We start from the raw sequence: 12,944 nt of genomic DNA on the forward strand, positions 1-12,944 counted from the left end.
GCGGCGGCATGGCGTTCGGCGCGGAGGAGCTGCGTGTGCTCCGCCGTGCGCTCGCTCTCGCCCTCCATCCCAGCCCCGCTTCGGCCGAGGACGTCCAGGACTGCCTCCGCCTGGCCGAGTCCGTCGACGAGGCGGCCCGCGAGGGCGCCCGGCTGCGCGCCTTCCTGCTGGCCGACCTCGCCCGCTATCGGGCCGCACTGCCCGGCGCCGTCACGGGGTATCTGACGCTTCTGGAGGAGGCGCTCAGCGACGGGTACCGCCCCACCCAAGACGACCTCGCCGCGCTGCGCGCCCTGCGCGGCAATCCCGCGGCCGCCACCCTCCTGAACCGTTGCCGCGCCCCCGCGGAACGCCCCCGCCTGACCGCCCTCCCCGGCGGCCTCGCCCCCAGCGGCCCTCAAGGCGCGTGCGCCGCGACCGAGGAGCCGGAGGAGAAGCCGGCGAAAAAGCCTGCCCCGCGGCCCCAGCCGAAGCCCAAGCCGCAACCCGAGCCCAAGCCGTCACAGCCGCACCGCCCCATCCCCACCCCGGGCGAGGTATTCCCGCCCAAGCGGAAGCCCCCCGCCCCGCCGGCCAAACCCTCGGAGCAGCTCGTGGCCGGATAGGCCACCGCCCCCGATCCGCCCGCCGCGCCGCGCCTGGCTACTCTGGAGCGCATGGACTACGTCTCCGCGCTCGTGCCCCCCGTCGTGATGGCTGTGTTCTTCATCGGTCTGATCGTGACGATCGTGAAGAGCCAGGGCGGCGCCAACAAGGCCAAGGAGGACGCGGTCGTCGACGCCGCCCTCGCCCGCGCCGAGCAGGCCCGCCCGGGTTCCGGCGAGCGCGACCGCGACGCCTGAAACCCCGCGCCACGGCGTACGACTCATCCGCGTTCCGAGTCGTGCGCCCTTTTTGTTGCCATCCGTCACGAAAGCCACGTTCATCACGTAATTAGTGGCAGCTACCACTATGGTTTGAGTTGTGCCTCGGCCATTGGGAGAACTCGAAGACGCGGTCATGACGCGGGTGTGGAAGTGGAACCGCCCGGTGACCGTTCGAGAAGTCCTGGAAGATCTTCAGCAGGAACGGTCCATCGCGTACACCACGGTGATGACCGTTTTGGACAATCTCCATCAGAAGGGCTGGGTACGCCGCGAGGCGGAAGGCCGGGCCTATCGATATGAGGCGGTCTCCACCCGCGCCGCCTACGCGGCCGCACTCATGAACGAGGCCTGGTCGCAGAGCGACAACCAGGCCGCCGCTCTCGTCGCCTTCTTCGGCATGATGTCCCCGGAACAGCGCGAAGCGCTGCGCGATGCCGTTCGCATGGTACAAGGCCCCGAAACCTCGACCAGCGAGAACGCCCCGGCCGAAACCGCCGCCGCCGAAACCGCTGCCGGCGAATCCGCCGGCGAGAACGCCGTCCACGAGAACCCCGCCGCCGCCAAGGGGCGCACCGGGCGATAGCGTCCGGGGTCATGCCAGCAGAGCAGCCCGAAGTCACCACTAAAGCCCTCACCGTCCGCCGGGCCAGGACCAGTGATGTCCCGGCGGTACGCGGCCTCCTTGACGCGTACGTCCGCGGCGGCATCCTGCTCGACAAAGCGACGGTGACGCTTTACGAGGACATCCAGGAGTTCTGGGTCGCGGAACGTGATGCCGGCTCAAGTACTGAGGTCGTCGGCTGTGGCGCACTGCATGTGATGTGGGAAGACCTCGCGGAAGTCCGCACTCTCGCGGTGAACCCCACGCTCAAGGGCGCCGGCGTCGGCCATCACTTGCTGGAGAAGTTGCTGGAGACCGCCCGCTGGCTCGGCGTTCGCCGGGTATTCTGCCTGACCTTCGAAGTCGACTTCTTCGCGAAGCACGGCTTCGTCGAGATCGGTGAGACACCCGTTGACAGGGATGTCTACGCGGAGCTACTCCGTTCCTATGACGAGGGCGTGGCGGAGTTCCTCGGTCTCGAACGAGTGAAACCGAACACCTTGGGCAACAGCCGGATGCTTCTGCATCTGTGATCGCCGACGGGTAATACGGCGGACACCCTTGCCCAGGGGGCCTATGTCCGAAACGCGCACGTTTCCGGTCTTCCCGGCTCCCCTCGGTCTCTCCCGGTCTCTGTCAGGGGTTTGTGTTTTTCCAGCAAAAGCGGTTTGCTTTCCGACGTACTGCAGTACTGCATATAACAGGGGACGTGAAACAGCGGCACCCGCCGCGGACCCTCGGCCCTGAAGATATCGATGAAAGGAAATCCGGTGGCACAGAAGGTTCAGGTCCTTCTTGTCGACGACCTCGACGGCGGCGAGGCGGACGAGACCGTGACGTTCGCGCTGGACGGCAAGACGTACGAGATCGATCTCACGACCGCTAATGCGGACAAGCTCCGTGGTCTTCTCGAGCCGTACCTGAAGGGCGGTCGTCGAACCGGAGGCCGTGCTTCGGGGGGTCGTGGAAAGGCGCGCGCCGCTTCCGGTGGCAGTCAGGACACCGCGCAGATCCGTGCCTGGGCGAAGGAGAACGGTTACGAGGTCAATGACCGCGGCCGTGTTCCGGCGTCCATTCGCGAGGCCTACGAGAAGGCCAACGCCTGAGCGGCTGTCTGCCGCAGGCGGATGCGATGGCACTGCGTTGCCATCGTGTTCACGAGTCGTACGAGTTCGGGGGCGCCCCCACCGCCCCCGCCGAGCGCCGACAGGGTCGGCAACGCAGGCTCCACCTCGCAGCAGGTCCCGGGGGGTCGCAACCACACGGCGGCCCCCTGCGAGCTGTCCACGGCGGGGTTCCGGGCACCACGCGGAGGCAGCGGCGCCTCGATGCGCCCGCCCGCGCCGATCGCCCGGAGGTCCAGCGAGAGGGACCCCCACTCCAGCCAGTCGAGCAGCCCCGGCAGCTCGTCCGCGCTTCCCGCGGCCACCAGCAGCCACATCCGGTCCGCCCGTACGGCCACCGGAGAGCCCGGCCCCAGATGCCGCAGCGCCGCGTAACCCGCCTCCGCGGGCACGTCCAGGACGTCGAAGCGCAGCCCTGTCAGCAGCTCGACCGGTGGTCCGGGCACTGTCGGCCAGCCCAGTTCGTTCTCGTACCACTGCCGCACCGGCGACTGCTGTCCCGGGGCACCGGCGTCGAGTGGTCGGCGAGGAAGAGGAAGGGGTACGACGGCAGATGCGTGTGGCGCGCGGCGTCCCGATGAGGGGCAGTGGCCGGCAGACGGGTGGGACATGCCAGGAGCAACTGCCCGTGGAGCGTTCGAGTTACGCTGGGTGCCATTTCGTACGCACAGAGTGCCGGAAATGGGGGCGCTCGGAGGCGTTCGGCGGCGCAAGGATGTTCGCCCATAGCGGAGGGAACCGGTGCACGCGGCATGGAGTGTCAGTGCGTACGGGTAAGACATCCCTAGTGAGAGGGGCGACACGCAACGTCTGGGCATCTCACGTTCGCCATCGGCGTACAGATGGTGAGGGTATCTGCCTGGCCTGCGGGAACATCGTCTCCCACCATCGGGTTGGAGCAGATGTCGGCGTTCGCGGTCAGGAGGCCATGGACGGTGTCGGCAGTTGGAATGAGCGGTCCCCGCTTGCGGGACTAAGCTGCGGAAGGACAGGGAGGGGAGCGTCCCCTTACTGCCTGACCGCTCTGAGGAGCGATTAACGATGTTCGAGAGGTTCACCGACCGCGCGCGGCGGGTTGTCGTCCTGGCTCAGGAAGAAGCCCGGATGCTCAACCACAACTACATCGGCACCGAGCACATCCTCCTGGGCCTGATCCACGAGGGTGAGGGTGTCGCCGCTAAGGCCCTGGAGAGCCTCGGGATTTCGCTCGAGGCGGTCCGCCAGCAGGTGGAGGAGATCATCGGGCAGGGGCAGCAGGCCCCGTCCGGGCACATCCCCTTCACCCCCCGTGCCAAGAAGGTCCTGGAGCTGTCGCTCCGCGAGGCCCTTCAGCTGGGCCACAACTACATCGGCACGGAGCACATCCTGCTCGGCCTGATCCGGGAGGGCGAGGGCGTCGCCGCCCAGGTCCTGGTCAAGCTGGGCGCAGACCTCAACCGGGTGCGGCAGCAGGTCATCCAGCTGCTCTCCGGTTACCAGGGCAAGGAGACCGCCGCCGCCGGTGGTCCCGCCGAGGGGACTCCCTCGACGTCCCTGGTCCTGGATCAGTTCGGCCGGAACCTCACGCAGGCCGCTCGTGAGTCCAAGCTCGACCCGGTCATCGGGCGCGAGAAGGAGATCGAGCGGGTCATGCAGGTGCTGTCCCGCCGTACGAAGAACAACCCCGTGCTCATCGGCGAGCCCGGCGTCGGCAAGACCGCCGTCGTCGAGGGCCTGGCGCAGGCCATCGTCAAGGGCGAGGTGCCCGAGACCCTCAAGGACAAGCACCTCTACACCCTGGACCTGGGCGCGCTGGTCGCCGGCTCCCGCTACCGCGGTGACTTCGAGGAGCGCCTGAAGAAGGTGCTCAAGGAGATCCGCACCCGCGGCGACATCATCCTGTTCATCGACGAGCTGCACACGCTGGTCGGTGCGGGTGCCGCCGAGGGCGCCATCGACGCCGCTTCGATCCTGAAGCCGATGCTGGCGCGCGGTGAGCTGCAGACCATCGGCGCCACCACGCTCGACGAGTACCGCAAGCACCTGGAGAAGGACGCGGCCCTGGAGCGCCGCTTCCAGCCCATCCAGGTCGCGGAGCCGTCGCTGCCGCACACCATCGAGATCCTCAAGGGTCTGCGTGACCGGTACGAGGCGCACCACCGCGTCTCCATCACCGACGAGGCCCTCGTCCAGGCCGCGACGCTGGCCGACCGGTACATCTCGGACCGCTTCCTGCCGGACAAGGCGATCGACCTGATCGACGAGGCCGGCTCCCGGATGCGCATCCGCCGGATGACCGCGCCGCCGGACCTCCGCGAGTTCGACGAGAAGATCGCGGGCGTGCGCCGCGACAAGGAGTCCGCGATCGATTCGCAGGACTTCGAGAAGGCCGCGTCCCTCCGCGACAAGGAGAAGCAGCTCCTGGCCGCCAAGGCCAAGCGGGAGAAGGAGTGGAAGGCCGGCGACATGGACGTCGTCGCCGAGGTCGACGGCGAGCTGATCGCCGAGGTCCTCGCGACCGCCACCGGCATCCCGGTCTTCAAGCTGACGGAGGAGGAGTCCTCGCGTCTGCTGCGCATGGAGGACGAGCTCCACAAGCGGGTCATCGGCCAGAAGGACGCCGTCAAGGCGCTCTCGAAGGCGATCCGTCGTACGCGTGCGGGCCTCAAGGACCCGAAGCGGCCGGGTGGTTCGTTCATCTTCGCCGGCCCGTCCGGTGTCGGTAAGACCGAGCTGTCCAAGGCGCTCGCCGAGTTCCTCTTCGGTGACGAGGACGCGCTGATCTCCCTCGACATGTCGGAGTTCAGCGAGAAGCACACCGTCTCGCGTCTCTTCGGTTCGCCTCCCGGATACGTGGGCTACGAAGAGGGCGGTCAGCTGACCGAGAAGGTCCGCCGCAAGCCGTTCTCCGTCGTCCTGTTCGACGAGGTCGAGAAGGCTCACCCGGACATCTTCAACTCGCTGCTGCAGATCCTGGAGGACGGTCGCCTGACCGACTCCCAGGGCCGGGTCGTGGACTTCAAGAACACGGTCATCATCATGACGACCAACCTCGGCACGCGTGACATCTCCAAGGGCTTCAACCTCGGCTTCGCCGCCGCGGGTGACACGAAGTCCAACTACGAGCGGATGAAGAACAAGGTCTCGGACGAGCTGAAGCAGCACTTCCGCCCCGAGTTCCTCAACCGTGTGGACGACGTCGTCGTCTTCCCGCAGCTCACCCAGGACGACATCCTCCGGATCGTCGACCTGATGATCAGCAAGGTCGACGAGCGACTCAAGGACCGGGACATGGGCATCGAGCTCTCCCAGTCCGCGAAGGAGCTGCTGGCCAAGAAGGGTTACGACCCGGTGCTCGGCGCGCGTCCGCTGCGTCGCACGATCCAGCGCGAGGTCGAGGACTCCCTGTCGGAGAAGATCCTCTTCGGCGAGCTGCGTCCCGGCCACATCGTGGTCGTCGACACGGAGGGCGAGGGCGAGACCAAGGTCTTCACCTTCCGGGGCGAGGAGAAGTCGGCACTGCCGGACGTCCCGCCGATCGAGCAGGCCGCAGGCGGGGCTGGTCCCAACCTGAGCAAGGAGGCGTAGCCTCCGGGCCACGCTGTGACGACGGGGCCGGTGCCTTTGGGCACCGGCCCCGTCCGCGTGTCCGGTGGACGTCAGTAGGCCAGTGCGTCAGGACAGCTGGCCGTCGTAGTCCGGCAGCTTGTACGTCTTCTCTGCGTGCCCGCCCGAGAGGTCGGTGGCGCTGTTGCCGATGTTCGCGATGATCGTGTAGCCCTTGGCCTCGATCTCGGCGCGCTTGGCGGTCTTGTACTCGGCGACGTCCCTGAAGAGGTCGCCCAGGCTGCGGACGTAGAGCCCGGACACCTTGTAGCCGACGTGCTTGAGGTTGTAATCGGTCGCCGAGTAGATGATGCCCGGGCGCGCGGTCACGAAGAAGATCGCGACGCCGTGCTCCTGGGCGTACTTGGCCACTTCGAGCACGGGAGCGTTGGCGGGGCTCGGGTAGCTGAAGCCGAAGTCGGTCTCCAGCGTGGTGTTGTCGATGTCGAAGACGATCGCCTGCTTCTCGCCCGCTCCGGCGCCGGCGATGCGCTGCTTGAGGTACGGGAACGCCTGGTCCATGACCGCCTGGCAGTCCTTCTGCCAGGTGTCGTAGTCGACGTCCGCCGCCGCGGCGTTGGTGGTGGCCGTGGCCACGGCCGGAGCGGCGGCCGGTGCCGCGGCCGCGGCAGGAGTCACCAGCGCCGCGGTGACGGCCGTGGCGGCGGCCGTCACACCGATGAAGCGCTGCCAGCTGCTTCCTGTCATGGGGGGTTCCTCTCGCGTCGGAACACTGAGGGAGATGGGGTCGCGCTGCATCGTCACGGGCCTGTGAGGCCACAGGGGAGCGGGGACGTTACCGAGGGGTAACTGTAAGGCGCCCAAGTGGGGTTGGGCTAGAGAGCGCTCACGGTCTTACGGCGTCGATCGCGTGCTGGACCACACGGGCCGCATACTTGGGGCGGTCGATCATGGGGGGGGCTGATGAGTCTCAAGGACGCGTATCTGGACGTTGCGGCTCAGGCGGTCACGTTGCTGGGTGCGCCCGAAGTCGGGGCGTTGTGGGAGGAGTCCAGCGCGCTGGCGGAGATGACCGTCGGCGGTTTGGCTGGTCACCTCGCGTACCAGGTCTTCAGTGTGAGCCCCGCTCTGCGGGAGCCGACAACCGACGCGGCGCCGATCCCGCTGCTTGAGCACTACGCGCGTGCCGCGTGGATCGATGCGCCGCTCGACGGCGAGGTCAACGCCGGCATTCGGGCGAAAGGTGAGGGGATCGCCTCCGAGGGTGCTCAGGCCTTGTGTGCGCGGGCCCGCGCCATGCTCGCCGAGCAGGAGGCCGCCCTCCCGGCGTTCCGGGATGACTGGGTCGTGTTCATGCCCCAGACAGGTTGGGCGCTGAGCCTCGACGACTTCCTCGTGACGCGGATGATGGAGCTGGCCGTTCACACGGACGACCTGGCCGTCAGCGTGGGAATCGCCGCGCCGGAACTCCCGGCCGCCGCGTTCGATCCCGTGCTCACGCTGCTGGCCCGACTCGCCGCCCGTCGGCATGGCCAGGCCGCGTTACTGCGAGCCCTGGCCCGGACGGAGCGCGCACCTTCGGCGATCAACGCCCTCTGATCCACACTCCGTGCTTGGGCCTACGCCGTGATCCTCACCCCCTCCGGCACGTTCCGTACCCGCGGCAGGCGGGGGTTGACGCGGAGGACGCGGAGGTGGGGGAAGCGGGAGAGCCAGGACATGTCCGGGTCGGTCGGTTCGGCGTTGAGCCAGAGGTGGGTGAGCTGGGTGTGGTCCAGGCCGTCCATGAGTTCGGCGTTGGGCATGATGCCGGCCAGCTGGACACGGGGGCGGCCGCCGAGGTTGCGCAGGGCCGCGAGTTCGGCGGTGTCGGAGACGGGGAAGTACAGGCCGTCCGGATCCAGATGGGCGATGATCTCCCGCGCGTACCGCTCCGTGTCGAAGTGCCGCCAGGGCCGGGCGAGTTCCGTGCGTATCGCGAGGGAGGAGCGCCCGCGCAGGCGGGACAGGTAGTCGATGGCGGCGTCGTCCTGGACGCGGGTGGCCGTGATGGCGAGGAGCAGGGCCTGCTGGTCGTCCGGCACCTGCTCGGGGTCCGGGAGGAGCTCCAGGACGATGGGCCCCACCCAGCCCAGACCGCGGGCGGCGAGCTCGGTCGTGGGGCGGACGAGGTTCTTCGTACGGTCGTGGACCAGCCGCTGGACCGACGGGTCGAGCTCGGTGACATGGTCCAGGCAGGCCGCGGCCATCAGCCGCCGGTGGTTCACCTGGGGCCTGCGCAGCCTGGGCGCGGCGGACAGCAGGAGTTCCAGGAAGTCGCCGCACTCGTCGGGGCGGGCCTGGGCGGCGGCCATGCGGATGACCTCCTCCCACTCGGGCTGGTGGGCGTGGTCGACGAGGGTGCGCAGGCGGCCCCGGGCCACGATCTCCTTGGCGGCCAGATAGTCCTGGAACGTGCGGTGGATGAAGTCCACCGAAAGGCCCGCCTGTTCACGCAGCAGCCCGGTGCGGTGCAGCAGATGGCGGAAGATCTTCTCGCCGTCGCCCTCAGCGCGCGCGGCGGGGATGGCGGGCAGCGCGCCGTCCAGTATGGCGACCGCCCTGCGGCACGGCATTTCCGAGACGCCGTCCTCCACCATGGCGTGCGCGAGTTTCTGCAGCAGCCGCTCCCGGGGTTCCTGCTGCAGGCGCACGTCGTCCGCGTACAGCACGTCCCGCTCGGGGTCGCGGCGTTGCAGCAGCATCTCCAGGGCCGCTTCGTACAGCTCCTTGCGGCCTTGGGGGAGGGAGCCGGAGCGGTCCCTGTTGAGCGCGCAGATCAGGCCGCACATCAGGGGGTTGGTGGCGAGCTGGCGCAGCTCGCGGGAGATCCGTACGGAGTGCAGCAGCCGCTGTTCGTACTCCTTCAGCTCGTCCCGGTCCCGCTGCTCCCGGCAGTGCTCGTCGCTCATCGCCGCCGAGTGCCAGTCCCGGATGAACCGGGTCACCTGGTCCCGGGACATCGGCGCGAGCGACAGTTCCACGAACCCCTCGTCCGAGAGGCGCTCGTCCGTGAGCCAGCCGTCCGCCACCGCGGAGGGGCGGGAGGTGACCAGGCATCCGTTTCCGGAGAATATGCGCAGCAGGCGTCGGAGCTGGTCGCGCAGCTTGCCGCGCGTCTCTTCCGGGGCCTCGTCGATCCCGTCGACGAGAAGCAGGGCACGGCCCGCGAGCAGCGTCCGTACGACCCACCCCTCGGGCGCCCGGTCGGCGAGCGGATGACGGATGGCGTGCAGGAAGTCGTCGGGCGCGGGAAAACCCTCGCGGGCGAAACGGCGTACGGGCAGGACGAAGGGCACCCGCGCCCCCTCGCGGGCGGCGGCCACGGCGAGCCACTGGACGAGGGTGGTCTTTCCGGAGCCCGCGACGCCGCGCAGCAGGACCCGCTCGTGCCCCTCCAGCGCCCGGTCCGCGAGGAGCACGGTCCGCTGCTCGGCCGTGTCCCCGCGGCCGCTGCTCTCCTCGGCCTCCAGGCTGAGATAGGTGTCCTCCAGGAGCCAGCGGTCCGGCGCGTTCGGGAAGTCGACGCCGACGATGGTCAGCCAGCCGTGCTGACGCACGACCTCCTCGACGTAGGCGGCCTCGAAGTCCGCGTCCTGCTGGGAGCGTTCGGGCTGGAGTGCCGCCGCCTCGGTGTCGTTGAGGTCGACGAGCTGGCGGATGCGGCTGCAGCGCTCCGGCAGATGGCGCTGGATGTGCGGGGAACGCCGGATGAAGTGGTGCAGGACGTGCAGGCATATGTTCACGAGCAGTGCGTCGTGGAACCAGGCGGCGTCGGGGGACAGGTCCCGGTCCGCGCCCTGGACGGCCCCGCGCAGGCGCCGCGCGTAGTCCTGCGGACCGAGGCGTACGGCGTCCACGTCGGTGAGGTCGAGTTCGCCGATGGCGAGGAGGGTGCAGGCCAGGACGTCGACCACTGCGGGCAGTTCGGCCGTGGGGGTGGTGTGCGTCTCGGCGGCGAGCTGGATGAACTCGGCGGCTGTGCGGTGGACTTCGTCCGGGTGTGCGGGGGCTTCGGGGCCGCGCCAGGTGGTGAAGGCGGCGATCAGCTCGGGGAGGGTCGGCAGTTGCCTTGGCGTGGTGCGGAAGAGCCGTTGTACGAGGGGTGCGGCGAGGGGGGAGGGAATGCGGACAACGGGCTCCATGGGCATCTGCGTCCCTGGTGGTGGGGCTGTTGTGGAGAGTCAAGGGTAGGTCAACTTGGCCTGGACTGAGGGGTGATGAGTTCGATCCAGGCGGGGATCTGCTGTTCCACGGCCGTGCTCACCCCTGTCTCCACATAGACGTCCACGAGGCTCGGGAAGGCCGCGAGCCAGGCGAGCCCTTCCACCGGATGGGGTGCTTGCAGGGAGAGATGGGCGAGTCGCTCGGGCACGATGAGTTCGGTCAGGTCCTCGACCCGGTAGGTGCCCCGGACCCGTATGTCCTCCCAGCCGCCGATGGAACGGAGCGTGCGGAGGTCCTCGGCATCCCGTACGAAGACCTGACGCTGCTGGGGCAGGTGCGCGAGGATGTCGCGCGCGTAGAGCTCGCGGTCGAAGCGCTGCCAGGCCGCTGCCAGGGTCTTCTGGACCGCCTCGGCCGGATGGTCCCGGAAGCGGGCCAGGAAGTGCAGTGCGCTCTCGCTGCCCAGGCGGGCCGCCGCCTCGACCACCCGGTACGCCGTCGTCTTGCTGTTGATGTCCTCCGGGCCCGGCAGGAGCGCGAGCAACAGATCGCCCCCGGCCAGTGCCAGCCTGTCGGCCTCCGCGAGCGACTGCGGCGGAACGAGTGACCCCACCCCCTCCTCCACCTGCGCCCGCACCGCCGGCTCCACCTCCGCCGCATACCGCAGCCCCGCCGCGGCGAGCAGTTTCCCGCGTGGCGTGTCCTGCCCCACCAGCCGACGCAGCATCTGCTCGGCCTCCTTCGGCCGCGCGTGCGCGATGGCCAGCAGGATGACGTCCTCCCACTCGTCATCCTCCGAGTGGTTCACCAGCAGGTCGAAGTCCAGCTCCTGCACGGCCAGCCGTGCCCCGAGATAGTCCTGGAAGGTCCGGTGGAGGAAGTCCACCCGCCCGTCGGCCGGTTCACGCAGCAGCCCGGAGCGCAACAGCAGCGACGCATAGACCGCCTCGGCGGTGCCGTCCAGGTTCACTGCGGGTACCGCCTGCCCGATGATGTGCAGCGCGTCCGAACGGTCCATCTCCGAGCGGGTGTTGCGGATCAGCCACCAGGCCAGCTTCTGCAGCAGCTGCACCTGGGTCGCGTACGGGATGCGCACCCCGTCGGGATGGTCCAACTCCCGCTCACGGTCCCGCCGTTCGAGGAGCATAGTGAGGGCGGCCTCGTACAGGGACTTCCTGTCCTGGGGCAGAAAGCCGCGCCGGTCGCGGTGGAGCGCGCAGAGCATGCCGCACATCAGCGGGTTGGTGGCCAGCCGGTTCAACTCGGACGTGGTCCGTACGGCCTGCAGCAGGGATGTCCCTTCGGCCTCGTCCGCTCCTGCGGCGCGGTGCCAGCGCCGTACGAAGGTGGCGACGTCGTCGCGTGCCATCGGGGAGAGCGTGAGCTCGTGGAAGCCCGCCGAGTCCAGCCACCGCTCCGGAACGGCCGAGGGGCGCGAGGTGACGAGCCACAGGTTTCCCGGGAAGGTCCGGGTCAGCTCCCGCAGCCAGCGCCGGGCCGCTTCCCGGCGGTCGCCGGCGATCTCGTCGATCCCGTCGACCAGCAGCACACCCCGCTGGGCCCGGAGTACACGCTCCACCCAGCCGGCCGGCTGCTCCCCGGCGACGGGGCTGCCCGCGGCTTTCAGGAAGTCCCCCGGAATGGGGAACTCCGCCCCCGGGCGCACGATCCTGCGCATGGGCAGCACGAAGGGCACCCGCCCGATCAGCTGCGTCAGCCCATGGTCGTACGTACGACTCGCCGCCGTCACCGCGAGCCACTGGACCAGCGTCGTCTTCCCGGATCCCGCGACGCCGCGCAGCAGTACCTGGTCGTGCTGCGCCAGCACCTGCTCGGCGGGCACCTGGAGCCCGCCGCTCCGCCCGTCGCGCTCCTGCTCCCGGGTCGCCTCCAGGCTGAGGTACGCCGTGTCGAGCGACCACTCGCTCGTCCCGGTGTCCAGCCCGTAGATGGTCAGCGTTCCGTACCGCCCGGCGATGTGGTCCGCGTACCGAGCCTCGAACCCCGTGTCCTCGGCCGTCTGGGACGGCAGGCGTTCCAGCAGTACGTCCACGGCCTGCACCAGCCGCGCCAGCTGCCGGCTCTGCGCGGTCTGCTGCCGGGCGATGTATGTGGAGCGCTGCGTGAAGAAGTTCAGGATGTGCAACGAGGCGGTGCGCAGCAGCTGTTCGTAGAGGAGTTCGCCGTCGCCGCTGAGGCCGAAGGAGATGACGGCCGCGTGGGAACGGAGACGGCGCGCGAACTCCTCCGGTCCGAGGGCCACGGCCTCGTAGTCGTCGATGGTGATCGTCCCGAGTGCCGCGAGGGAATGCGCGAGGGCGTGCCGGACGGCCACCGCCTCCTCGGTCCTCACCGGCCGTTCCCCCGGGCCGGCGGCCTTCAGCGCCCTGCGGACCAGCTCCTCCGCGACCTTCTCGACGTCCTTCGGCGTGACGTCCCGCTTCTCCCGCCCGAACGACACCAGCGCCGAGATCCGCACCGGCCTGCTCACCAGTCCGGCCCCCGGCTGATCCTTCACGAAGAGCTTCTTCACGAGCGGCGTGACCGCACTGGAAGCGATACGGGCCCCTAGCACTCCGGCGTCGACCATGTGCCGAGCGT

General features: G+C 69.2%; 11 protein-coding genes. 7 read left to right on the top strand and 4 right to left on the bottom strand.

The genetic code is table 11. From position 1 onward, the window contains the following. Positions 1-8: 8 nt before the first annotated feature. The 5 genes from FE633_RS39370 to FE633_RS39390 all read left to right on the top strand — a co-directional run bounded on the left by FE633_RS39370 (position 9) and on the right by FE633_RS39390 (position 2,573). Positions 9-605 carry a hypothetical protein gene (locus tag FE633_RS39370; protein WP_138049970.1) on the top strand — a complete coding sequence of 199 codons (597 nt, stop codon included), beginning with the start codon at positions 9-11 and terminating at the stop codon, positions 603-605. Positions 606-656: 51 nt separating this feature from the next. Then, the gene (locus FE633_RS39375) at positions 657-842 is read left to right on the top strand and encodes a hypothetical protein (RefSeq protein WP_138049971.1); all 186 of its coding nucleotides are present in this window, start codon (positions 657-659) and stop codon (positions 840-842) included. Positions 843-963: 121 nt separating this feature from the next. After that, positions 964-1,449 carry a BlaI/MecI/CopY family transcriptional regulator gene (locus tag FE633_RS39380; protein ID WP_138049972.1) on the top strand — a complete coding sequence of 162 codons (486 nt, stop codon included), beginning with the start codon at positions 964-966 and terminating at the stop codon, positions 1,447-1,449. Between the two features lie 11 nt (positions 1,450-1,460). Continuing rightward, positions 1,461-2,000, top strand: a complete 540-nt coding sequence (locus tag FE633_RS39385; RefSeq protein WP_138049973.1) for an amino-acid N-acetyltransferase — start codon at positions 1,461-1,463, stop codon at positions 1,998-2,000. 237 nt (positions 2,001-2,237) lie between these two features. Further along, complete coding sequence (locus FE633_RS39390) at positions 2,238-2,573, top strand: histone-like nucleoid-structuring protein Lsr2 (RefSeq protein WP_119101409.1); 336 nt, start codon at positions 2,238-2,240, stop codon at positions 2,571-2,573. Here FE633_RS39390 and FE633_RS39395 read toward each other — a convergent pair. Next, complete coding sequence (locus tag FE633_RS39395; RefSeq protein ID WP_138049974.1) at positions 2,552-3,202, bottom strand: SCO3374 family protein; 651 nt, start codon at positions 3,200-3,202, stop codon at positions 2,552-2,554. The genes FE633_RS39390 and FE633_RS39395 overlap by 22 nt on opposite strands. A 430-nt stretch (positions 3,203-3,632) precedes the next feature. Between FE633_RS39395 and FE633_RS39405 the strand changes: the two genes are divergently transcribed. Next, on the top strand, positions 3,633-6,158 hold the full coding sequence (locus FE633_RS39405) for an ATP-dependent Clp protease ATP-binding subunit (RefSeq protein WP_138049975.1): 2,526 nt from the start codon (positions 3,633-3,635) through the stop codon (positions 6,156-6,158). Between the two features lie 87 nt (positions 6,159-6,245). Here FE633_RS39405 and FE633_RS39410 read toward each other — a convergent pair whose 3' ends face one another. Further along, positions 6,246-6,884 carry an HAD family acid phosphatase gene (locus tag FE633_RS39410; protein WP_171060305.1) on the bottom strand — a complete coding sequence of 213 codons (639 nt, stop codon included), beginning with the start codon at positions 6,882-6,884 and terminating at the stop codon, positions 6,246-6,248. A gap of 216 nt (positions 6,885-7,100) precedes the next feature. Between FE633_RS39410 and FE633_RS39415 the strand changes: the two genes are divergently transcribed. Then, on the top strand, positions 7,101-7,736 hold the full coding sequence (locus tag FE633_RS39415; RefSeq protein WP_246114034.1) for a maleylpyruvate isomerase N-terminal domain-containing protein: 636 nt from the start codon (positions 7,101-7,103) through the stop codon (positions 7,734-7,736). Positions 7,737-7,756: 20 nt separating this feature from the next. Here FE633_RS39415 and FE633_RS39420 read toward each other — a convergent pair whose 3' ends face one another. Together FE633_RS39420 and FE633_RS39425 are read right to left on the bottom strand one after the other, a co-directional pair. Then, the gene (locus tag FE633_RS39420; RefSeq protein ID WP_138049978.1) at positions 7,757-10,321 is read right to left on the bottom strand and encodes an NACHT domain-containing protein; all 2,565 of its coding nucleotides are present in this window, start codon (positions 10,319-10,321) and stop codon (positions 7,757-7,759) included. 50 nt (positions 10,322-10,371) lie between these two features. Next, positions 10,372-12,933: an NACHT domain-containing protein gene (locus FE633_RS39425; protein WP_138049979.1), complete on the bottom strand. Its 2,562-nt coding sequence runs from the start codon at positions 12,931-12,933 to the stop codon at positions 10,372-10,374. Positions 12,934-12,944: the final 11 nt, after the last annotated feature.

The organism is Streptomyces montanus, assembly GCF_005786655.1.
GTDB lineage: Bacteria > Actinomycetota > Actinomycetes > Streptomycetales > Streptomycetaceae > Streptomyces > Streptomyces sporangiiformans.

Bases quoted from the DNA above. Each gene is read 5' to 3' on its own strand.
- FE633_RS39370 (WP_138049970.1), top strand. From the start codon at position 9: ATGGCGTTCGGCGCGGAGGAGCTGCGTGTGCTCCGCCGTGCGCTCGCT.
- FE633_RS39375 (WP_138049971.1), top strand. From the start codon at position 657: ATGGACTACGTCTCCGCGCTCGTGCCCCCCGTCGTGATGGCTGTGTTC.
- FE633_RS39385 (WP_138049973.1), top strand. From the start codon at position 1,461: ATGCCAGCAGAGCAGCCCGAAGTCACCACTAAAGCCCTCACCGTCCGC.
- FE633_RS39395 (WP_138049974.1), bottom strand. From the start codon at position 3,202: ATGTCCCACCCGTCTGCCGGCCACTGCCCCTCATCGGGACGCCGCGCG.
- FE633_RS39405 (WP_138049975.1), top strand. From the start codon at position 3,633: ATGTTCGAGAGGTTCACCGACCGCGCGCGGCGGGTTGTCGTCCTGGCT.
- FE633_RS39410 (WP_171060305.1), bottom strand. From the start codon at position 6,884: ATGACAGGAAGCAGCTGGCAGCGCTTCATCGGTGTGACGGCCGCCGCC.
- FE633_RS39415 (WP_246114034.1), top strand. From the start codon at position 7,101: ATGAGTCTCAAGGACGCGTATCTGGACGTTGCGGCTCAGGCGGTCACG.
- FE633_RS39420 (WP_138049978.1), bottom strand. From the start codon at position 10,321: ATGGAGCCCGTTGTCCGCATTCCCTCCCCCCTCGCCGCACCCCTCGTA.
- FE633_RS39425 (WP_138049979.1), bottom strand. From the start codon at position 12,933: ATGGTCGACGCCGGAGTGCTAGGGGCCCGTATCGCTTCCAGTGCGGTC.